This window comes from Burkholderia vietnamiensis LMG 10929, from assembly GCF_000959445.1.
In the GTDB taxonomy this organism is placed as follows: domain Bacteria; phylum Pseudomonadota; class Gammaproteobacteria; order Burkholderiales; family Burkholderiaceae; genus Burkholderia; species Burkholderia vietnamiensis.
In genome coordinates this window covers 407,595-428,076 of the sequence record NZ_CP009632.1, presented here as the reverse complement: position 1 = coordinate 428,076, position 20,482 = coordinate 407,595, and the positions used below count along the sequence as shown (strand labels likewise).

Genomic DNA, 20,482 nt, shown 5'->3' with positions numbered 1-20,482 from the left:
TCGAGCAGCGCCCTTACGCCCGATGGCTGGCGCGCCCTATGCCGTGCCTTACCGCGTGCGCCGCTTCTCCCGCGCGACCTCCGCGGCCGGTACGGCATCCGTATCCTGCAGCGGCTCCCCCGGACTGCGACGCTTCGCCGACTGATCGATCGACACGTCCGCGGCAAGCTCGCCGCCGCCGTCCGTGTCGCCGCCCTCGGCGTCGAGCTGTCGTTCGGCGCGCTGCCAGTATTCGTCCGCGCGCCCTTCAGGCGCACCGTCCGCCTGCCACAGCCAGTACGCACGTTCCCTGATCTGCGTTTCCCTGTCTTCGTTCATCCGATTCTCCTGAGCTGATTGCACGTTCTATCGTTCCGGTTTCGACGGCGCCGACACCGCGCCGAGCGTCGACGACATCCCGCCGTCGGCCGACGTGGCCAGATCGCCCAGCGCGACGATGCCGACCAGCCGCTTGTCGCGATCGACCACCGGAACGCGACGAATCTGCGCTTCGGCCATCTTGTTCTGCACCGCGGAGATGTCGTCGTCCTCGTAACACCAGTTCGCCGGCCCGCTGACGACGCCCTCGATCGGCTCGTCGGGCCGCACGCCCATCGAGACGGCCCGCACGACGATGTCGCGGTCCGTCAGCATGCCGATGAGGCGCGTGCCGTCGCACACGGGCAGCGCGCCGACGTTCAGCGCGTCCATCATTTGCGCCGCTTCGCGCAGCGTCTGGGTCGGCGCGATGGTCGCCGCATCGCGTGTCATCACTTCAGATACAGAGGTCATGCTTCGCTCCTGTTCAAGCCGCCCACGGCGGCCTGCTGCCGGAGCATCGCGCGTTCCGCGCTGCTCAGCTCTGCGCCCAGCAGCGCGCGGACCCCAGGCCGGCCGAGGCAACGATCCGCATCAACTGCTGCAGCATCGCGTCGCTCGAAGCGGCTTCGCGCCACTGCACGATCAACTCTTCCTCGCGCACGTCGCGCCCCACCGTTTCGCAAAAGCCGTGCGTACGGCAGGTGAAGCCGGCCGCGCGCAGTTTCTCGTTCAGCTGTTCGCGAGCGGCCGAGTCGGGCGGATATTCGACCGTGACGCGTGCGGTCATGACGCGCCGCAGACGCTGCTCGACGAAGCGCAGCGGCCACACGACCAGCAGCGCGAGCACGAGCCCGAGCGCGCCGAGCAGCAGCTGGCCGCCGCCGATGCACAGACCGATGACGGTCACGAACCACAGCGTCGCGGCCGTGGTGACGCCCGACACTAGGCCGTCGCGATGCAGGATCGCGCCGCCGCCGATGAAGCCCATTCCGGTCAGGATGCCGAGCGGCAGCCGCATCAGGTCGAGCACCGAGAACGCGCCTTGCGGCTTGCCGGCCTGCAGCAGCAGCGCATTGACCTGCAGCATCGACAGGCACGCGGCCAGACACACGAGGATCGTCGTGCGCAGCCCGGCCGTCTTGCCCGACTCGCTGCGATCGAGCCCGACCAGCCCGCCCGCGACGAGCGCGAGCACGATCCTGGCGACGACGTCGCCCCACTGAAGTACGACGGGCATCGGCTCCATGCGCGCCTCCTTGCAAATCGTCGAGCGTCATGCGTCGCGGCGCGGCCGCCAGCGACGCCGCGTACGTCGCAAGGTTCGGACCCGCTATGCGCGTACCGGCCCGAGCACGCGGACCGTGTAGTGCGGCAAGCGCAATTGTAGAAACGGGCATCGGGCGCGCGGCGCTCGCCCGCACCTCGTCACGAAGGAGTTCGACCATGCTCACGCAGAAAACCAAGGACATCGTCAAGGCGACGGCTCCGGTCCTCGCCCAACACGGCTACGACATCATCACGTGCTTCTACAGGAAGCTGTTCGACGCGCATCCGGAACTGCGCAACGCGTTCAACATGGCGCATCAGGAGCAAGGGCAACAGCAGCAGGCGCTGGCGCGCGCGGTGTACGCGTACGCGGAGAACATCGAAGACCCCGGCAGCCTCGCCGCCGTGCTGAAGAACATCGCGAACAAGCACGCGAGCCTCGGCGTGCGGCCGGAGCACTATCCGATCGTCGGCGAGAACCTGCTCGCGGCGATCAAGGAAACGCTCGGCGACGCGGCGACCGACGACATCGTTTCCGCGTGGGCGCAGGCGTACGGCAACCTCGCCGACCTGTTGATGGGGATGGAGAGCACGCTGTACGAACGGTCGTCCGAGCGGCTCGGCGGCTGGACCGGCTGGCGCACCTTCGTCGTGCGCGAGAAGCGCCCCGAGAGCAGCGTCATCACGTCGTTCGTGCTCGAACCGGCCGACGGCGAACCGGTCGCGAACTTCGAGCCGGGCCAGTACGTCAGCGTCGCGATGGACGTGCCCGAACTCGGCTTGCAGCAGATTCGCCAGTACAGCCTGTCGGACATGCCCAACGGACGCACGTACCGCATTTCGGTGAAGCGGGAAAGCGGCGGCGACTATCCGCCCGGCTACGTATCGTGCCTGCTGCACGACTACGTCGAGGTCGGTCAGACGCTCGCGCTCGCGGCGCCCTACGGCAGCTTCCATATCGACGTCGAGGCGAAAACGCCGATCGTGCTGATCAGCGGCGGCGTGGGCCTGACGCCGATGATCAGCATGCTCACGCGCGCGATCCAGGATTCGCACCGGCAAGTCGTGTTCGTGCACGGCGCGCGCAACAGCGGCGTGCATGCGATGCGTGACCGGCTGCGCGAGACGGCCAGCACCCATGCGAACTTCAAGCTCGTCGTGTTCTACGACGACCCGCTGCCGCAAGATGTGGAAGGCGTCGACTACGACCTGAAAGGGCTGGTCGACGTGAATGCGATCAAGGACGCGCTCCTGCTGCCCGATGCCGATTACTACATTTGCGGCCCGGTGCCGTTCATGCGGTTGCAGCACGACGCGTTGAAGCAGCTCGGCGTTCCCGAGACGCGGATTCATTACGAGGTGTTCGGGCCTGATCTGTTCGCCGAATGAGGTGGCGCAACGGCTCGCGTGGGGATTCGGCGCGCGGCGGCCAGCGGCGCTGATGCGCTGATGCACGGCGCACGATGCCGATGGCCGCGCTCGCCGGCCCGATGCCGGCCGGGCCAGCGCCGCGCGAACGCGCGTACCCGAGCGGATACGGGCATCACCGTATAGGCATTCTTTGCTGTTGTTCCGTATTCGACCGGATACGAAACCTCGATTCAACTCCCGCAAATCGCCTTTTCGTTTCCGACTGGATACGAACCGCGGTTGCACGCCCGAATTGTGCAATACTGTTCCCGATCAGATACGAAGCACGGAGAACGTCATGTCGGAGTCCCAGTCCGTCGACACGCTCGGCGCGCTCGCCCATCTCATCCGCGCGGCCCGGTTGCAGCAGGGCTTCACGCGCGACGAGCTGGCGAATGCGACCGGGCTGTCGCCGAAATTCATCAGCCAGGTCGAAGCCGGCAAGCCGACCGCGCAGATCGGCAAGGTGATGCTGCTGCTCGGCGAGCTGGGCGTGCGGCTGTATGCCGAGTCGTCGGTCGAGATTTCGGAGGCGACGGCGCTGAAGGCCGCGCAACGCCGCAGGAGCAGCCATGGCGGCTAGAACGCTGGTCGTGTCCGCCAACGGCGTGCGCATGGGCACGCTCGCCGACGACAAGGGAATCTGGTCGTTCGAATACAATGCGCAATGGCTCGCGAGCGCGGCCGCGTGTCCGTTGTCGCCGGCGTTCGCGTTGCGCGGCGGCGCCTTCACCGACACGTCGAGCGATCGTCCGGTCCAGTGGTTCTTCGACAACCTGCTGCCCGAGGAAGGCATGCGCACGTCGCTCGCGCGCGAAGCGAACGTCGCCGCCGCCGACGCATGGGGCCTGCTCGCGTACTTCGGGCGCGAATCGGCCGGCGCGCTGACGCTGCTGGCCGACGGCGAGCACGAAGCGCCCGGCGCCCTGCAACCGCTGCCGCTCGACGAGCTCGAGCGACGCATCCGCGCGATGCCCGAGCGCGCGCTGACGGCCACCGCGCCCAAGCGCATGTCGGCGGCCGGCGCGCAGCAGAAGCTGCTGGTGGTGCTGCGCGGCGACGCGCCCGATTACGCGCTGTACGAGCCGATCGGCAGCGAGCCGTCGATGCACCTGCTCAAGCCCGACATGCGCGCGGCCGGCTATCCGCATTCGGCGATCAACGAATTCTTCTGCATGAAGCTCGCGGGCAGAATGGGCCTCGACGTGCCGGACGTGCACTTCCTGCGCGCACCGTCCGCGTGCTACGTGATCGACCGGTTCGATCGCGACGTCGCCGCGCAGCCGGCCCGGCGGCTGCACACGATCGACGCGATGCAGCTGCTCAATTACGACCGCGGCTTCAAGTATCAGCGCGCGAACGCGCAAGAGCTCGCGCGCGCGATCGACCGCACCAGCACACGGGCGCTTGCGCGTCTGTCGGTGTTCCGCTGGACGGTGTTCAACGTCGTGGTCGGCAATGCCGATGCGCATCTGAAGAACCTGTCGTTCTTCGTCGACGCGCGCGGCTACCGGCTCGCGCCGTTCTACGACATCGTCAGCACGGTCGTCTATCAGACGCCGACGCACCGGCCCGATCAGCGCGGCGATCACTGGCCCGACTGCGAGCTGACGATGCCGCTCGGCGCGGCGACGCGGTTTGCGGATATCGACGCGAACGCGCTGATGGCGTTCGGTCAGGCGCTGGGGCTCAGGGAGAGGGCGGCTGCGAGCGAACTCCAGCGCTTTCTGGAGCCGCTCGACCGTCATGTCGCGCAGACGCTCGACGAGGTGCGCGAGCTGGCGAAGCCGGATGCCGGCGAGATGCGGCTGCTGAATTCGATCGTCGCGATGCCGATCGCGGAGATGGGGCGGGCGTTACGCGGTGGGCGCGGCTAGGCTACCGACGATGGGCGGATGGCGGCAACGCGCCGCGCATTGAACCAAACTGCCGTGTGATGCGTGGCGAGCCGACGCGTCGCATGACCGACTTCGCACCACGGCTTCGATCGGACGGCCAGCGGCTCGCGCGCTCTTCTCGCCACGCCGCTGCCGACACATACGGAACTCCGACGGCGCAGAAACCCGCCGCAGCGCCCGTCACCGCCCGATCGGCAACCCGGTCGGCTCGATCCACCCGAGCTTGTACGCGATCAACAGCGACAGGAACAGCGTGACCGACAAGCCCACGCGCGCCGCGAGCGACCACGCCATCCGTTTGCTCTTGCCGCGGTCGTGGTTCATGAAATACAGCGCGAAGATCAGGCTTCCGATGATCAGCACGAAAGCCGTTGAAACAAGTGCAACCTTCATTGTCGATGGTCCTCCAGGCCGGGATCGGCCTTCAGCAGTTCGGCGAGTTTTTGCCGCTCGGCCGCGACGTCGCCGACGCCCGATGCCGGCCAGTCCAGCGCGACGCCATTGCCGAGCGAATCGCGCACGAGCGCTTGATAACGCCCGTCGCTGATCCGCCCGTCGGCCATCGATTCCGAGATCTCATGCCGCAACGGTAGCGGAAAGTTCGCGTATCCGCGCGACAGCGCCGCATATTGCCGCGCGTCGATTTCCTTCGACGACGGCACGACCGCCCACAGGACGACGGCCACGATGGCCACGAACGGAATCGCCGTGTAGCGGAGAACGAACTTGATGGGGGTCATGATGCGGATATCGAGCGAACTGCGAACGGGTGGCGGGTGCGGCCGGATCGATCCGGAAGCAGCCGGCGACCGGCTGCGCGAACGATGCCGGCCGAAAAACACGCTCTGTCGGCATCGCGAGACATTGTACTTAAAGTGCGGTCTGACTAACAGAGTATGATAATGTAATTATCATGTGTCGCAGATGATGCAAGCGATCCGGCACCGTTTGCCGCCGGCCCGCAGGTCCGGGGCCGGCACCGGCGCGTGCCGCCCTGTCCGTGCCCGGCGATCCGGGCGATCGAGCGAACCCCGTACCCATATGCCAGCGCAGTACTTCCTGAGTCTGACCGGAAAACACCGGAGCGCACCCGCCAATCGCCAGCTGGGCTTCTCGCTGGCGTTCGTGGCCGGCGCGGCCAACGCCGGCGGCTACCTCGCGGTCAAGCAATACACGTCGCACATGAGCGGCATCGTGTCGGCGATCGCCGATCAGACCGCGCTCGGCGACATCCCGCTCGCGCTGGCCGGCGTCAGCTCGCTGGCGTCGTTCCTGGTGGGCGCCGGCTGCTCGGCGATTCTGGTCAACTGGGGGCGGCGGCGCGGGCTGCAGAGCCAGTTCGTGCTGCCGCTGCTGGTCGAAGCCGTGCTGCTGCTGGTGTTCGGGCTGCTCGGCAGCCATCTCGCGCTGTGGGAAGGGCTGTTCGTGCCGGCGACCGTCACGCTGCTCTGTTTCATCATGGGGCTGCAGAACGCGACGATCACGAAGATGTCGGGCGCCGAAATCCGCACGACGCACATGACCGGCATCGTCACCGATCTCGGCATCGAGCTGGGCAAGCTGTTCTACTGGAACCGCTCGGCCATGGTCGTCGACGCGCATGCGGTGATCGCCAACCGGTCGAAGCTGAAGATTCACGCGACGATGCTCTCGTCGTTCTTCATCGGCGGGCTGATGGGCGCGATCGGCTTCAAGCATGTCGGCTACGTGTCGACCGTGCCGCTCGCCGGCGTGCTGGTCATGCTCGCCGCGATGCCCGTGATCGACGATCTGCTCACATGGTTCGAACGCCGGCGTTGAGCGCGGCCCCGGCCCGGCCGCCAATGCCGACGAATTTCAATCCGATCAACCTATCGAATACGCACGCCTGACGATGGAAACGAAAACCGCCCGCCTGACCGTCCTGATCGATCCCGCGAAGAAGGAAGCCTTCGAAATACTGTGCGCCGAGCAGGATCTCACGCCGTCGCAAGTCGTGCGTCAGCTGATCCGCGAATATCTCGACACGCACGGCATCAGCTACAAGACCAAGAGCGCGGTCGCGAAGCGGGTACGGAAATAACGCTGCGCGCATGGCGGCGGCGCCGTCACGCGCCACGCCGTCACGCCGTCACATGCAGATTTCCCAGCGGGGATGTTCGCGCGCGCGCCACACCAGCCGCGCCGGGTCGATACCCTCGCCCGCCTTCATGCGCCGCGCGGTGGACGCGAGCTTGAGCTCGCCGGCCGAACCGAACGCGAGCGCACGCTCGAGCAGCACGCGCAACGACGGCAACGGGTTGCCGTTCTTCCACGCGAACGCGATGAAATTGTTGTCGTCGCCGCACGGCACCAGCGAGTACGAATCGTCGAACACCGCGCGCAGCTGTTCGAGATGCCGCGGCAGCGCCGGATCGTCGTTCATGAAGTTGATCGCCAGCACACCCGTTTCACTGAGCCGCGCACGGCACGCGTCGAGGAATTCGGCGCCGGTGCAGCGGCCGGCCGTGCCGTCGGCGACGAACGCGTCGTGCAGGATCACGTCCGCTCGCACGTCGGGACGCGCGACGTAGTCGGCGCCGTCCGCACACACCACCGCGAAGCGCGCATCGTCGTGCGGAATCCGGAACACGTCGCGCAACGCAATCACCTGCGGATTGATCTCGACCGCCTCCATCGCGCTGTCGGGCAAGTGGCGGTAACAGTACTTCGCGAGCGATCCGCCGCCGAGCCCGAGCATGCTGATGCGCGCGGGCGCCGGCTGCAGCAGCAGGAAGCCCATCATCACGCGCGTGTAGCCGAGTTCGAGCCGGACCGGATCCTTCAGCGACATGAAGCTCTGCGTGCCGAAATGATCGAAATGCAGCGACACCGCGTGCTTCGTCTCGAGCACGAACGGACGCCCGTCGCTCAACGGCGTCGCCAGAAAACGCAGGAATGCATCGTACGATGCCCGATCGTCGCTCATGTTCGGCAAGCCTTGCGATTGGCGCTCCGCGCCATTACGCGCTCAGACCTTCTTCAGGTAGCAGGCCTTCAGCATGAAGCCGCCCATGTCGGTCTTGCAATCGACTTCGTGATCGCCGCCGACGAGCCGGATGCTCTTCACCTTGGTGCCCATCTTCAACGTGATCGACGAACCTTTCACGCGCAGGTCCTTGATCAGGACGACCGAATCGCCGTCCGACAGCACGTTGCCGTTCGCATCCTTCACGACGTCGCCCGCCGGCTCGTCGCCCGCTTCGGCGCCGGCGCCGGCCGACCATTCGTGGCCGCAGTCGGGGCACACGTACAGCGTGCCGTCCGGGTAAGTGTTTTCCATCGCGCATTGCGGGCAGGCGGGGGCGGCGTTCATTGCAGCTTCCATTCGGTGGGGGTTCGGGTCAATCGACAAAAAAATACCGGCGCGCAAACCGGCGCCGGGATCGCATGTCGCAGCGGCCCGCCGACGTTCGACAGGCCGCAGATCATGCGCACGACATTATAATGCCATACACATAAACTGGTGTACGTATTATAATCTCCCACTCCGATCGTTCGCCGGACTTGATCGCCGCTTAACCGAGGATGCCGACATGTTCGAGATAGATGATGCAGCCAGGCTGGTCGCACGATGCAGCGACGCAAGCACCCGAGCCAGAGGCCGCGCGGTCGCGACGCCGAGCCTGCCGGCCGCCGCGCGCCGTTCCGGCCGCGCGCTTCGCCGCTGATCCGCATCGTGGCAACCGTCGTCTACGTCCAAATCGGTGCGGCATGGAACCGCAAGCGCGCGAGCCATGCGCGCGATGCGCTGGTCGCGGCGGCTCGCCGCTTCGAAAGCGACATCCTGCTGATCGCCAACGGCGTCAGCGCCGCCGCCAAGGACGCCGCCGCGATCGCGGCGCTGCAGTTGCACGGCGGCACGTCCGCCCAGTTGCTGGCCACCGGCCGCGACGAGGACACCGCGCTGCAGGCGCTGCTGCCGTTGCTGCAGGCCGGCTGACGCTGCGTCGTCCGGCCCCACGGCCCCGTGCCGTCCACCCCGAATCACCCAGCCAGAGGAAGCGATGAACGACAACGCCACGTCCACCAACACCCCCAACCTGTCGGCCGCCGCACTGTGGGCGCTCGAGCGCCTCGCCGACGTGCGCTATGGCCGCGATGCGCCGGCGCTCGGCTGGTCGGTCGAGCACGAACTCGTCGGCGCCGGTTTCGTCAGCCATTCGGCGAACGGCCGCTCCGGCGCGTCGATCACCACGCACGGGCGCAATTTTCTGAAAAGCCGCAAGTAGTCGGCGGCCGGCATGCGGCTGCTGACGCGTCGCGCCAGTACGCGGGCGGGCCGTACGTGGGCATGAGCAGGGTCTCGTTGGCGACGCTCCGCGGGGCGTCGCCGCGCGAGTCTGCGGGTCTCTGGGTCTGTGAGTTGCAAGCCCACCAGTCAGCAAGTCCGCAAGTCCGCGGTCCGCACGCCTCGCGTGACGGGCAAGCGAGCGGCACTCGATGAGCGCCTGCGCGATCGCACGCGACAGCGTCGCGAGAACGACGGGTAGCGACGGCCGTCGACACGCGCGGATTCCACGATACAGGCGGGGCTTTGCGCATCCGCAGCGCGTTCCGCGGTATCGTACGGCAGCCCGAAGGCGACGCCGCGTGCCGCCTTCGCCCGTCCTTCCCGATGGAACGCCCGATGACATCCAGCGCCCTGCCGCCCGTCACGTCCCCGCCCATTCTCGACACCCCGCGCCTGATACTCGAAGGCCATCCGCTCGGCGACTTCGACGCGCTCGCCGCAATGTGGACCGAGCCGACCGTCGTCGCGCACATCTTCAACGGCAAGCCGTCGGCGTCGCGCGACTCGTGGATGCGGCTGCTCGCGTATCGCGGACTGTGGCCGCTGCTCGGCTACGGCTACTGGGCGATTCGCGAGAAGGCGTCGGGCCGCTACGTCGGCGATCTCGGTTTCGCGGACTTCCACCGCGCGGTCGAGCCGTCGATCCGCGGCGTGCCGGAGGCCGGCTGGGCGCTCGCGAGCTGGGCGCACGGCAAAGGCTATGCAACCGAAGCGCTCACGCACGCGCTGCACTGGCTCGATGCGCAGCAGCGCTTCGAGCGCAGCGTCTGCCTGATCGCGCCGACCAACACCGCGTCGATCCGCGTGGCGCAGAAGGCCGGCTATGCCGATCCGGTGCGCATCCGCTTCAACGACGCCGATTCGCTGCTGTTCTCGCGCGCGTGCCTGTGAGGGCCGCGCGCTATTGAAACGCGGCTGATGTGGCCGCGCGTGACGGCGACGCCGCATCGCTCGGTGTCGCCGTACCCGGTGTCGAATCCTTCGGTGCCACATCCCTCGACACCACATCCCTCGATGCCGCATCGCTTGACGCCGTATCCCTCGACGCCGCATCGCCCGGTATCGCACCCCTCGGTGCCGCATCCCTCGACGCCGTATCCCTCGACGCCGTATCCCTCGGTGCCTCATCCCTCGACGCCTCATCCCTCGACGCTTCATCCCTCGGCACCACATCCCTCGACGCCACATCCCTCACCTTCGCAGCCCCAACCGTACCCGACGTCTGCCACCCACCGCCGAGCGCCTTGTACAGCGCGACGAGATCCGTCGTCGTCTGCAACGCGCCCTGCACCGCCTGTTGCCGCCCCTCCGACCATTGACGCTCCGCGTCGAGCACGTCCAGAAACGGCGACAACCCCTTGCGGTAACGGTCGCGCGCGAGCTCGAGCGCGCCCTGCTCGGCTCTGACCGCATCGTCGAGCGCGGCCGCGCGCGTCTGGTCGGTGCGGTACACCGCCAGCGCGTTGTCGACGTCGCGCAGCGCCACCAGCACGGCCTGCCGGTACGCGAGCGCGGCTTCCGCCTGGCGCGCCTGCGACAAGCGCAGGTTCGACACCAGCTGACCGCCCGCAAAGATCGGCAACGACACCGCCGGCCCGAACGAATAAAACAGGTGCGACCAGTGCGCGAGCTCGCGCACGTGCGCGGCGCGCAACCCGACCTGACCGGTCAGCGAGATATCCGGATAGAACTGCGCGACCGCCACGCCGACGTCGGCCGTCGCCGCATGCAGGTCGGCTTCCGCGCGGCGGATGTCGGGCCGCCGGCGCGCGAGCGTCGACGGCAGGCCGACCGGCACGATGGGCGGCACCTGCGGCAATGCATGCGGCGCGGCGAGCCAGTCGTCGAGCGCGCCCGGCGCGCCACCCACCAGATAGGCGAGCGCATTGCGCAACAGCACGATCTGCTGATCGAACTGCGGCAACTGCGCGCGGATCTGCGCGAGCCGTGCGTCGGCGCTGCGCACGTCGAGGTCGCTCGCCAGGCCGTGCGCCGCCTGCTCGCGCGTGAGGTCGAGCAGATCGCGCTGCGCGCGCTCCAGCTCGTCGGCCAACGCGCGCTGACTTTCGGCGCCGCGCAGTTGCAGATAGGTCTGCGCGACTTCGGCCTCGAGCGACAGCAGCGCGTCGTCGCGGCTCGCGACCGCGGCGCTCGCCTGCGCGTCGGCCGACTCGAGCGAACGGCGCACGCGCCCGAACAGGTCGAGCTCCCATGACGCGTCGAAGCCGGCCTGCCACAGGTTGACCGGCGCTTCGAGCGCGTCGATCGCACCGCGCGCGCCGGGCCCACCGAGACCGGCAATGCGCTGCTCGATGCCCTGCTCGTCGATGATGCCCCTCAGCCCGAGCTGCTCGCGCTGATAGCTGGCGCTCGCCCGTACGTTCGGCAAGCCTTGCGCGGCTGCCGCATGCACTTGTGCGCGCGCCTGCGCGATGCGCAGCACCGCAGCCTGCAGGCCGAGGTTATCGTGCGCGGCGCGCGCGACGAGCCGGTCCAGCAGCGGATCGCCGAATGTGCGCCACCAGCGCGGGTCGGGATCCGCACCGGTCACGGGCGACGAGCGCGCACGCTCGGCCGGCGGCGCAGCCGCCGACGCACCCGGCGTTGGCGTGGATGTTGGCGTCGATGCCGCCGCCCCACCCTGCACATCGTGCCAATTCGCCGGCACATCAGCCTTCGGCGCCGTGAAATCCGGTCCGACCGTACACCCGCCGAACATCGCAGCCGCAACACAAGCCGCGATCGCGTGCATGGGCACGCGCCGTCCGCCTGCGCCGCGAGATGCGCGCGTCGTCTTCATCGTCAATGCCCTCCCGCGCCGCGAGCGGCCTTCACCGGCGAGAACAGGAACGTCAGCGGAATGCTGAACGCGCAGAACACCGCGAGGATCGCGAACACGTCGATGTACGCCAGAATCGTCGCCTGTGAGATGAAGGTTTCGTACAGCCGGCCGGTCGCCGTCTGCAACGCGGCGGACGGCGGCGCGCCGGACAGCGCGGCGACCGTACGTGCCTGGTCGTGCAGCGCGTCCTGGAAGTTCTGCGATAGCGGCGACATGTGCGTCGACAGATGCGCCATCCGCGCCTGCGTGCGTTCGCGGATCAACGCGGTCGACACCGAAATGCCGATCGAGCCGGCGACGTTGCGGAACATCGTGAACAGCGCCGACGCGTCGTCGTTGAGCCGCTGCGGCACGGTCAAATATGCGAGCGTCGTGATCGGCACGAACATGAAGCCGATCGCGAGCGACTGCGCGCAGCGGATCAGCACGAGATGCGTGTAGTCGATGTCCGGCACGAGCCGGCGCGAATACACCAGCGCGGCCGACAACAGCACGAAGCCGAAGCCGACGAGATAGCGGGTCTGCACGTGCGGCATCAGCCGGCTCACGAACGGGATCTCGAGCGTGATCAGCAGCGCGCCGGGCGACAGCACGAGCCCCGCGAGCGTGGCCGTGTAGCCGAGGTGCTGTTGCGCGAGCTGCGGCACGATCACCGCGCTGCCGTACAGCACGGACGCGAAGGTCGCGATCGTCACGCAGCCGAGCGCGAAATTGCGATCGCGCAGGCACGACAGGTCGACCACCGGCTTCTTCGTGCGCAGCAGCCACAGCGTCGCGCCGACCAGCCCGAGCGCCGACAGCACCGCGAAAATGCGAATGAAGTTCGAGTCGAACCAGTCCTCGTCCTCGCCGCGATCGAGCATCACCTGCAGGCAGCCGAGGCCGATCGCGATCAGCCCGATGCCGATGTAGTCGACCGACACCCCGCGTTCGGCGCCGCGCCGCCACGGCGGATCTTCGACGAGCTGCATCACCGCGAGCACCGTCAGCGCACCGATCGGCACGTTCAGCAGAAACACCCAGCGCCACGAGAAGTGATCGGTGATCCAGCCGCCGAGCGTCGGCCCGAGCACCGGCGCGACGACGATCGCGATCGCCGAGATCGAGAACGCGCGATTGCGTTGCTCGGGCGGGAACGTGTCGAGGATGATCGACTGCTGGTTCGGCTGCAGCCCGCCGCCGAACAAACCCTGCAGCACGCGGAACACGATCAGCTCGCCGAGGTTGGTCGCGACGCCGCACAGCAACGAGCACACGGTGAACGCCGCGATGCACAGCACGAAGTAGCGCTTGCGGCCGAGCAGGCGGCCGAGGAAGCCGGAGATCGGCAGCACGATGCCGTTGGCGACGAGATACGACGTGAGCGTCCAGGTCGCCTCGTCGTAACTCGCGGACATCGTGCCCGCGATGTGCGGCAGCGCGACGTTGACGATCGTCGTGTCGAGCACCTCCATGAAGGCGGCGAGCGTGACGACGATCGCGACGACCCACGGGTTCGCGGCGGGGCGCCACCCGTTGCCGGACGAATGCGGCGCAGCGGAAGGCCGGCTCATCGGCGGCCCTCGCGGCGCGTGCAGAGTATGCGCATCAGAGACATCGCGTCGCTCCGGAGCAAGCGGGCCGCCTCACGGCAGCCGGTCATTTCAGATGGACGGTCGGTTCGACCGACAGGCCGAGACCGAGCGGCGGACGGTTCGGCAGCGGGCCGTCGAGCACGATCTTCACCGGCACGCGCTGCACGATCTTCACGAAGTTGCCGGTCGCGTTCTCGGCCGGAAACGCGGAGAACCGCGCGCCGCTGCCGAGCTGGATGCTGTCGACGTGGCCGTGCAGGTCGAGATCGGGATACGCGTCGACGGACACGTCGACGCGATCGCCGATCCGCATCCGCTCGAGTTGCGACTCCTTGAAGTTCGCGGTGATCCACATCTGCGGCGTGACGATCGAGAAGACCGACGCGCCCGCCTGCAGGTATGAGCCGAGCTGCACGTTGCGGCGCGTGACCCAGCCGTCGGACGGCGCGCGCAGCTCGCAGTACGACAGATCGAGCTCGGCCGTCGCAAGCTGCGCGCGCGCCTGCAGCACCTGCTGGCGGCGCTCCTCGACGACCGTCTCGGCCTGGCGGATCTGCTGCGGCACGAGGCTCGCGGTGCGCGCCTGCGCGCGGGCCATCGCGACGTTCGCGTCGGCACTGGCGCGCTGCGCATCGGCGGCGTCGATCGCCTGCTGGGAGGTTGCGCGCGCATCGACCGCACGCTGGCGCTCCTGGGCGGCCAGCGCCTGCCGGTAAGCGGCGTCCGCCGACTCGATCTGCGCACGCGCCTGGCGGTACTGCGCGGGATACTGCACGCGGGCGATGTCGAGCTGCACGCGCGCCGCATCGAGCTGCGCCTGCGCGAGGCCGAGCTGTGCGCGCGCCGCGTCGACCCGCGCGCGATAGTCGCGCGGATCGATTTCGACGAGCACGTCGCCGCGATGCACGAAGGTGTTGTCGTCGACGGCAAGCCGCGTCACGTAGCCGGACACGTGCGGCGCCATTGCAACCGCGTTGCCGTCGGTATAAGCGTCGTCCGTGCTCTCCTGATCGCGCGTCGCGAGCCACCACACGAGCCCGGCGATCAGCAACACCAGCAGCACCGCGCCGAGGATGATCAGCGGCTTCTTCCCCGGGCGCTTGCGTTCGCCGTCATGGCTGTCGCCGTCGCCATCGCCGCCGGTGCGGCCGCCGCGATCGTCGTGCGGATGGCCGTCACCGCCGCCGCCGCCCGGCGCGTCGGTGTCGCGCTCATCGCGTTCGTCGCGTCGGTCGCGGCCGGCATTGCCGTCGTCGCCGCCGGCCGCGTTGCCGTCTCCGGCGCGCGCAACGGCGACGCGCGGCGCCAGTCCGACCGCACCACCGGCGTAGGCCGATACCGGGACGCGGGGCAGCGCGAGCGCGCGCCACGCGCACACGGCCGCGCGTCGTGCCGGCGTAAACGTAAAAGCACGCACGAGGGAGGCAAGGACTTGCTGCGGATCGGACAGCGGGAACAGGGTCGCATCTGACATCGAACATCGCTCCAGGCAACGGCCGCGCGCGACATTGCGCGGGCCGGCCTCGAGGGCGCGGGCGAGCAAACGGCGCGCCCGGCCGTGTCGATCGCCACGCGAAGGCGCCGGCACGGGCGATGCGTGCGCGCCTTCCCCAATGTTCCGACAGGAAGCCAGCCCGATGACCCGTTCGAATTCACTCGATACCGATTCGCAAGGACAGGACCGCGGCGACAGCACGCCCGGCCCCGAAGGAAAGCCGCACGGCACGCACACGCCGCGGCCGCGCAGCGCGCACGATCCGGCCGAAGGCAAGCCGCTGTCCTCCGATGAAGGCGCACCGGCCGATGGTGCCGGGGCGCACATGCCCACACGCGACGGCGATACGCGCTGACTGCGCTTGCCCGGTGCTATCGCCGCGCAGCTGCACGCATGCTCGCGCGCTGACGGCAGAAATGACAACGCGTTGAAAAATCGCGGACGGATGCGACGCAGGGCCGTGCATCGGCCCCATCAGCAGTATGGCTTCTGCGTCCTTCCAGCACCCGAACGCCGCCCGGCAACGATGCGTGCGCCGTAGCAGCCCCGAGCACTACGTGTGCGCGTCGTGCTCGCGGCTGCGTAGCAGGTGTGCTCCCCTTCTTCAACGGAGGTTTCATGTTCATTCACAACACACGGCTTCAGTACACGGTCCGCGTCGATGCGCCCAATCCGGGGCTCGCGAACCTGCTGCTCGAACAGTTCGGCGGCCCGCAGGGCGAACTCGCCGCCGCGATGCGCTTATTTCACGCAGGCGGTCACCGAGGAGGATCCGGGCCGCAAGGACATGTTGTTCGACATCGCCACCGAGGAGCTGAGCCACCTCGAAGTGATCGGCTCGCTGGTCGCGATGCTCAATCGCGGCGCGAAGGGCGAACTCGCCGAGGCCGTCGACGAGCAGGCCGAGCTGTACCGCAAGCTGCACGGCGCAGGCAACGACAGCCACGTGACGCTGCTGCTGTACGGCGCCGGCACGCCGCTGACCAATTCGGGCGGCGTGCCCTGGACGGCCGCGTACATCGACACGATCGGCGAGCCGACCGCCGACCTGCGCTCGAACATCGCAGCCGAAGCGCGCGCGAAGATCATCTACGAGCGGCTCATCAACGTGACCGACGATCCCGGCATCCGCGACGCGCTCGGCTTCCTGATGACCCGCGAGGTATCGCATCAGAAGTCGTTCGAGAAGGCGCTGTACGCGATCACCGCGAACTTCCCGCCGGGCAAGCTGCCGCCGGTCGAGCCCTACGACCGCGTGTACTTCCGCATGCAGGACGGCGAGCCTGTGCCGGGCCCGTGGAATCGCGGCGATTCGCTGTCGTTGCGGCGCGGTGAGCCGGCCGTCGATGGCGGCGACGGCGCCGCGAAGGGCGTGGTCGAACCGCAGCAATCGCAGGCGCTCGAAGCGATGACGCGGCGTCTCGCTTCGGACCCGCGCTGCGATCCGATCACGGGCGCGGAGCTTGGTGCCGACGCACCGCGGGATACTGCGGCGGGATCGAACGGCGGGCGGTGAGCGGCAGGTGCTAACGGCAGGAGTCGGCGGCGTGGCGTTGAATGCGCCGCGCTGCCGTGAGGATGTGATGCTCTGACGGCGTGGAGCCGTGGAGCCGCGATGGCGCATCGCCGTGATGCCATCGCGCCGCGACGCGGCAACCGTCACTTCGTCAACGGCCGGGATCGACTGCGGATTCAACCCCTCTCTGCCGTTCGATACTCAACCAGCTCTGGGTCTGTTCCTAGCGTTATACGCGTCATCTGCCTGATGATTCTCCAACGAGAGCCAACACCACTATGCATCCGGAATGCAGGTGCGACCGCAATACGCACGGATAATTCGACGATGACCGACGAGAAAGTTCACTCCCACGATTTCTGGCCGCGAACCTGCGATCTCGATACTCACTATCACAGCTCGGGACAGTAAGCGTGTATCGAGCACCGTCTTGACGGGGACCGAATACCTGCGACAGTTACTTGTTCAGAACATGGCAATACCATGAATGCGCCATTAACTCGTCTAGGCGCAGATAGCGTGCAAAGGCGTGTCTGTATCGCGAGGCAAGCTCTGTGTCATGTGTTTCGTCGGGATGGCTCCATTCAGATTCACAGTCTTCGCAGGGCGCAAAGACCCCCGAACTTTTCGATTTGGCGGCTACAAGCACGCGCCCCTGGCCGCATACCGGACAGACCTCATTGACGACAGCGTAGTGCTTGTATGTCATAGGCAGAGACTTCGCGAGTTAGGTGACCAATACGTTCCAGGGCAGCAAGTTACCGATGCGATTGACTGGGTGCTCTGCGATGCGGACGAGCACGTGACGCAGATAGGCTTCGGGATCGATGCCGTTTAACTTGCACGTGCCGATCAAGCTGTAGATTGCGGCCGCTCTTTCACCTCCCGAGCCGGCGCCGGCAAACAGATAGTTCCGACGGCCAATTGCCACACCGCGCAAGGCGCGTTCGACCGGCAGGTTATCGATCTCCAGACGTCCGTCGCCGCAGTAGCGCGTGAGCGCCTCCCAGCGGTTCAGGGCATAAAGTATCGCCCGACTTGTGTCGGATTTGCGCGAGAGCGTCTCCAGTGTGGCGCTCAGCCACACATGGAGTTGATCGAGCAAGGGCTTGGTGTGAATTTGTCGGCACGACCGTCGTTCGTCGGGTGGTTTGCCTCGACTCGATTCTTCGACCTTGTACAGCGCGCCGATGCGCTCCCCCGCCTCCGTATTCAAGGCATTCGGCCGCGTAGCATGCAGTTCGTAGAACTGCCGCCGGGCATGGGCCCAGCACGCTGCTTCGGCCACTCGTCCAGTTTCGTAAATCGCCTGGTAACCACCGTAGGCATCGGCCTGCAGCGTGCCGTTGAACGATTCGAGGTGCTGCTGCGGGTGGGTAAGCCGATCATGCTGCCGATTCCGACGTGCTGCGCAACATGCGCAGCACCAACAGTAGCGTGGTTTCGCTGGGCGAGCCTTCGATGCGCACGCGGGTGTTGCCCACGCTGATCTCGATGGCGCCTGCAGCAGTTGCGCAAGTAACTGGCGCCGGGGCCGGCTGCTCCATCTCTTGCGCAGGTGTGTCCACTGTCACGGGCAGCAAATCCACCGGATCGTATTCGCCAGCACGGAGTGCTCGGCGCCATTTGAATACGAGGTTCGGATTCAACCCATGTTCCATTGCCAAACGCGCGACCGATACGCCTGCTTCGCAGGCCTGCTGAGCCGGCTTCCGCCGGAGTTCGATGGGGTGATTCGGGATGCCTTTGCGTGAACTTCTCTTCGGTGCGTCTGTTGCCACTGTGGTCCCCACTACTTTTCTGGTGGGGACTACTTTGGCAACTTCCCTTCATATCGTCGAGACGGTGCTGAGGACGCGCTTACTCGGGACACGCACGTATCGATACACCTTGGAATGCCTTTACGTCAGAGAGCGCAATGGCCGCGAACGCGAAGCTGCGCAGTCATTCGCGATAGAGCTCGACCCTGTTGCGGCCGCGCTCCTTCGCGAGATATAGCGCCTTGTCACATCGAGTGAGTGCCTGATCGACGCCGACATCCGTCGCATACATCCTGTCGACGCCGATGCTGACGGTCAGTGCGACGTGCTGTTCGCCCAGAACCAGAGGTGTTTCAGCGGCACGACGCTGCACGCGCAGCCCGAATGCGATCGCTTCCTCGGTGCCGCTGTCCGGCAGAACGGCCGCGAATTCTTCGCCGCCAATCCTCCCTACGATGTCGCCTGCGCGCGCCTCTGATCGCAGCAGCCCGGCGAAGTGTCTAAGTGCGCGGTCGCCGAGCGCGTGTCCCCAGCGATCGTTGAGCGCCTTGAAATTATCGAGGTCAAGCATAAGCACCGCAGCAATGCGACTCTCGGCGCGCCGGATCCGGACAAGTTCCGCTTCGCCTTGTGTCATGAAGTGGCGCCGATTGGCCAACTGAGTCAGGTGGTCGACCGTTGCCAGTTCATGCAGTTCTGCCTCAATACGCTTGCGCTCGGTTGTATCCGTAACAAATCCGTGCCATAACGTGCTGCCATCAGCCATACGTTGTGGCCGAGCGTCGCTCTGCCGCCAGCGAATGCCCTGCTGCGGCAATCTTACCCTGTATTCGAAGCGCCACGGCGTCAGGTTCGCCGCCGATTCGAGCAGCGACTGCCGATATCCGGCGACGTCGCGTGGATCAATTCGCGCTTCGACTACGTCCGCACTGCGAACGACCTGTTCAGGCGTCACTTCGTATATCTGTCTTACGCCATCACTCGCGTATGCGAAGACACCACGCCCATCAGCCGTTTGCCGGTATTGAAAGACGAGGCCCGGCACTTCGTTCGTCAGGTTGGTGATCAGGCTAATGGTCTCCTGCAACTGCGTGGCCATATCGCGCAAACCGGTAATGTCTGTGGTCGTGCCGACCATACGCAGCGCACGGCCGTCGCCATTGCGGCTGACTACCTTACCGCGGCTGCAGATCCACTTGTAGGTGCCATCCTTGCAACGGATGCGGTGCTCGATTTCATAGCGGTCCGTCCTGTTTTCGAAATGAGCCTGCATCGTCTCCTTGACATACTCCCGCTCGTCGGGATGCAAACGGAGGTAGGCGTCTTCAATCCGGTTGCTGATTTCATGCGACTCATAGCCGAGTATCGCCTTCCATTCCGGCGAATAGCGAATTTCACCCGTGGTGACATCGCGGTCCCAAACACCGGTCCCACTTCCGATAAGTGCAAGCGTAATCAGATCCTTTTCGGCCTGCAGTTCAGCCGCACGGCCGCGCAGTTCAGCTTCCACTTGACCTCGGGCAACCGATTGCGCGGCTATCGTCGCCAGTTCGTGCAGAAAGGCACGTTGCCCTTCGTCGAGCGTGCGAAACGCGTCATCCAGCAGGCACAGGGCGCCGAGATGGCGGCCGTCGCTGGCAGTAAGTGCGCACGCGGCAAAGAAGCGCGGCAATTTTGCAGTAACGCCGCGATCTTCGAAAAAAAAGCGCGAGTCGTCGTGCGTATCGGGGACGACGACTACCTTCTCGGATTCCTTCTCAACGTTGATACGTTTAGCGAACAGGTCAGGCGGAATCGCATGGGGAAATACGCCATCGACGGCTTGCAACCGCTGCCCTTCCGGGGCGGACAACGTGACCAGCGCAGTGACGACGCCGAAGTGCGCCCGCGCCAGACGGGTCACTGCCTCGCATTCGGGACTCGCCAGCAGAGGTGAAACTTCGCCAGCGGCAGAGCCGGCGGACGCAACCGCATCATCGTCGGAATCGGTTGTGAGCATACAAAACCGTTATTCTATGAGATCGAAAACAGCGAAGTCAGCAGGATCTATAACGGCTTAGTAAGCGCGAAGTTTAGCGCTCCGCAATGGTGAATGATCGCGTCGCGTAT

Annotated in this window: 21 protein-coding genes and 2 pseudogenes; 10 read left to right on the top strand and 13 right to left on the bottom strand. The window is 66.6% G+C overall.

The window, feature by feature from the left end; translation table 11 throughout:
- Window positions 1–48: 48 nt before the first annotated feature.
- From AK36_RS26775 to AK36_RS26765, 3 genes are all read right to left on the bottom strand, one after another.
- Window positions 49–318 carry a DUF2934 domain-containing protein gene (locus AK36_RS26775; RefSeq protein ID WP_011880023.1) on the bottom strand — a complete coding sequence of 90 codons (270 nt, stop codon included), beginning with the start codon at window positions 316–318 and terminating at the stop codon, window positions 49–51.
- Window positions 319–345: 27 nt separating this feature from the next.
- The gene (locus tag AK36_RS26770; RefSeq protein ID WP_011880022.1) at window positions 346–771 is read right to left on the bottom strand and encodes a CBS domain-containing protein; all 426 of its coding nucleotides are present in this window, start codon (window positions 769–771) and stop codon (window positions 346–348) included.
- A gap of 64 nt (window positions 772–835) precedes the next feature.
- Entirely contained in the window at window positions 836–1,546 is a 711-nt protein-coding gene (locus tag AK36_RS26765) for an MgtC/SapB family protein (protein ID WP_011880021.1), read from the bottom strand.
- A gap of 197 nt (window positions 1,547–1,743) precedes the next feature.
- Here AK36_RS26765 and hmpA point away from each other — a divergent pair, with 197 nt between their 5' ends.
- From hmpA to AK36_RS26750, 3 genes are all read left to right on the top strand, one after another.
- A complete protein-coding gene (gene hmpA, locus AK36_RS26760) occupies window positions 1,744–2,955 on the top strand; it encodes an NO-inducible flavohemoprotein (RefSeq protein WP_045579627.1) in 1,212 nt (403 codons plus the stop codon).
- Between the two features lie 319 nt (window positions 2,956–3,274).
- Entirely contained in the window at window positions 3,275–3,559 is a 285-nt protein-coding gene (locus tag AK36_RS26755) for a helix-turn-helix domain-containing protein (RefSeq protein WP_011880019.1), read from the top strand.
- Window positions 3,549–4,853 carry a HipA domain-containing protein gene (locus AK36_RS26750; RefSeq protein ID WP_011880018.1) on the top strand — a complete coding sequence of 435 codons (1,305 nt, stop codon included), beginning with the start codon at window positions 3,549–3,551 and terminating at the stop codon, window positions 4,851–4,853. Before AK36_RS26755 ends, AK36_RS26750 begins: the two co-directional genes overlap by 11 nt.
- 201 nt (window positions 4,854–5,054) lie before the next feature.
- On the opposite strand, the gene AK36_RS26745 is transcribed toward AK36_RS26750, so the two are convergent.
- Window positions 5,055–5,267, bottom strand: a complete 213-nt coding sequence (locus AK36_RS26745; RefSeq protein ID WP_011880017.1) for a twin transmembrane helix small protein — start codon at window positions 5,265–5,267, stop codon at window positions 5,055–5,057.
- On the bottom strand, window positions 5,264–5,614 hold the full coding sequence (locus tag AK36_RS26740; protein ID WP_043292619.1) for a hypothetical protein: 351 nt from the start codon (window positions 5,612–5,614) through the stop codon (window positions 5,264–5,266). Before AK36_RS26740 ends, AK36_RS26745 begins: the two co-directional genes overlap by 4 nt.
- Before the next feature lie 301 nt (window positions 5,615–5,915).
- On the opposite strand from AK36_RS26740, the gene AK36_RS26735 reads away from it, so the two are divergent.
- Both AK36_RS26735 and AK36_RS26730 read left to right on the top strand, forming a co-directional pair.
- The gene (locus AK36_RS26735) at window positions 5,916–6,674 is read left to right on the top strand and encodes a YoaK family protein (protein ID WP_045579626.1); all 759 of its coding nucleotides are present in this window, start codon (window positions 5,916–5,918) and stop codon (window positions 6,672–6,674) included.
- A 73-nt stretch (window positions 6,675–6,747) separates the two neighbouring features.
- Window positions 6,748–6,936: a CopG family transcriptional regulator gene (locus AK36_RS26730; RefSeq protein WP_011880014.1), complete on the top strand. Its 189-nt coding sequence runs from the start codon at window positions 6,748–6,750 to the stop codon at window positions 6,934–6,936.
- Between the two features lie 48 nt (window positions 6,937–6,984).
- Here AK36_RS26730 and AK36_RS26725 read toward each other — a convergent pair whose 3' ends face one another.
- Window positions 6,985–7,821, bottom strand: coding sequence for a class I SAM-dependent methyltransferase (locus AK36_RS26725; RefSeq protein WP_011880013.1), 837 nt, complete (start codon window positions 7,819–7,821; stop codon window positions 6,985–6,987).
- A 42-nt stretch (window positions 7,822–7,863) separates the two neighbouring features.
- Window positions 7,864–8,208 (bottom strand): zinc ribbon domain-containing protein YjdM, encoded by a 345-nt coding sequence (locus AK36_RS26720; protein ID WP_014725746.1) that lies wholly within the window; start codon window positions 8,206–8,208, stop codon window positions 7,864–7,866.
- A 258-nt stretch (window positions 8,209–8,466) separates the two neighbouring features.
- Here AK36_RS26720 and AK36_RS26715 point away from each other — a divergent pair, with 258 nt between their 5' ends.
- The 3 genes from AK36_RS26715 (at window position 8,467) to AK36_RS26705 (ending at window position 10,077) form a co-directional block, all read left to right on the top strand.
- A complete protein-coding gene (locus AK36_RS26715; RefSeq protein ID WP_011880011.1) occupies window positions 8,467–8,835 on the top strand; it encodes an HPr family phosphocarrier protein in 369 nt (122 codons plus the stop codon).
- 64 nt (window positions 8,836–8,899) lie between these two features.
- Window positions 8,900–9,124: a hypothetical protein gene (locus AK36_RS26710; protein ID WP_045579625.1), complete on the top strand. Its 225-nt coding sequence runs from the start codon at window positions 8,900–8,902 to the stop codon at window positions 9,122–9,124.
- Window positions 9,125–9,522: 398 nt separating this feature from the next.
- Window positions 9,523–10,077: a GNAT family N-acetyltransferase gene (locus AK36_RS26705; protein WP_172820471.1), complete on the top strand. Its 555-nt coding sequence runs from the start codon at window positions 9,523–9,525 to the stop codon at window positions 10,075–10,077.
- A gap of 10 nt (window positions 10,078–10,087) precedes the next feature.
- Here AK36_RS26705 and AK36_RS26700 read toward each other — a convergent pair whose 3' ends face one another.
- From AK36_RS26700 to AK36_RS26690, 3 genes are all read right to left on the bottom strand, one after another.
- Window positions 10,088–11,938 (bottom strand): efflux transporter outer membrane subunit, encoded by a 1,851-nt coding sequence (locus AK36_RS26700; RefSeq protein WP_106919385.1) that lies wholly within the window; start codon window positions 11,936–11,938, stop codon window positions 10,088–10,090.
- Window positions 11,939–11,988: 50 nt separating this feature from the next.
- Window positions 11,989–13,581: a DHA2 family efflux MFS transporter permease subunit gene (locus AK36_RS26695; protein ID WP_045579623.1), complete on the bottom strand. Its 1,593-nt coding sequence runs from the start codon at window positions 13,579–13,581 to the stop codon at window positions 11,989–11,991.
- Between the two features lie 85 nt (window positions 13,582–13,666).
- Window positions 13,667–15,076 (bottom strand): HlyD family secretion protein, encoded by a 1,410-nt coding sequence (locus tag AK36_RS26690; RefSeq protein WP_043292761.1) that lies wholly within the window; start codon window positions 15,074–15,076, stop codon window positions 13,667–13,669.
- A 163-nt stretch (window positions 15,077–15,239) separates the two neighbouring features.
- Here AK36_RS26690 and AK36_RS26685 point away from each other — a divergent pair, with 163 nt between their 5' ends.
- Both AK36_RS26685 and AK36_RS26680 read left to right on the top strand, forming a co-directional pair.
- Window positions 15,240–15,452, top strand: a complete 213-nt coding sequence (locus tag AK36_RS26685; RefSeq protein ID WP_043292618.1) for a hypothetical protein — start codon at window positions 15,240–15,242, stop codon at window positions 15,450–15,452.
- A gap of 263 nt (window positions 15,453–15,715) precedes the next feature.
- Window positions 15,716–16,613: pseudogene (locus AK36_RS26680) on the top strand (manganese catalase family protein).
- Window positions 16,614–17,340: 727 nt separating this feature from the next.
- Here the strand turns inward: AK36_RS26680 and tnpC are convergent.
- The 3 genes and pseudogenes from tnpC to AK36_RS26665 form a co-directional block, all read right to left on the bottom strand.
- Window positions 17,341–18,120, bottom strand: coding sequence for an IS66 family transposase (tnpC, locus tag AK36_RS26675; protein WP_230681678.1), 780 nt, complete (start codon window positions 18,118–18,120; stop codon window positions 17,341–17,343).
- Window positions 18,086–18,394 (bottom strand): annotated as a pseudogene (locus tag AK36_RS34770) (transposase); the annotation flags it as partial. The pseudogene AK36_RS34770 and the gene tnpC, both read right to left, overlap by 35 nt.
- Window positions 18,395–18,557: 163 nt before the next feature.
- The gene (locus AK36_RS26665) at window positions 18,558–20,372 is read right to left on the bottom strand and encodes a sensor domain-containing diguanylate cyclase (protein ID WP_011880000.1); all 1,815 of its coding nucleotides are present in this window, start codon (window positions 20,370–20,372) and stop codon (window positions 18,558–18,560) included.
- Window positions 20,373–20,482: the final 110 nt, after the last annotated feature.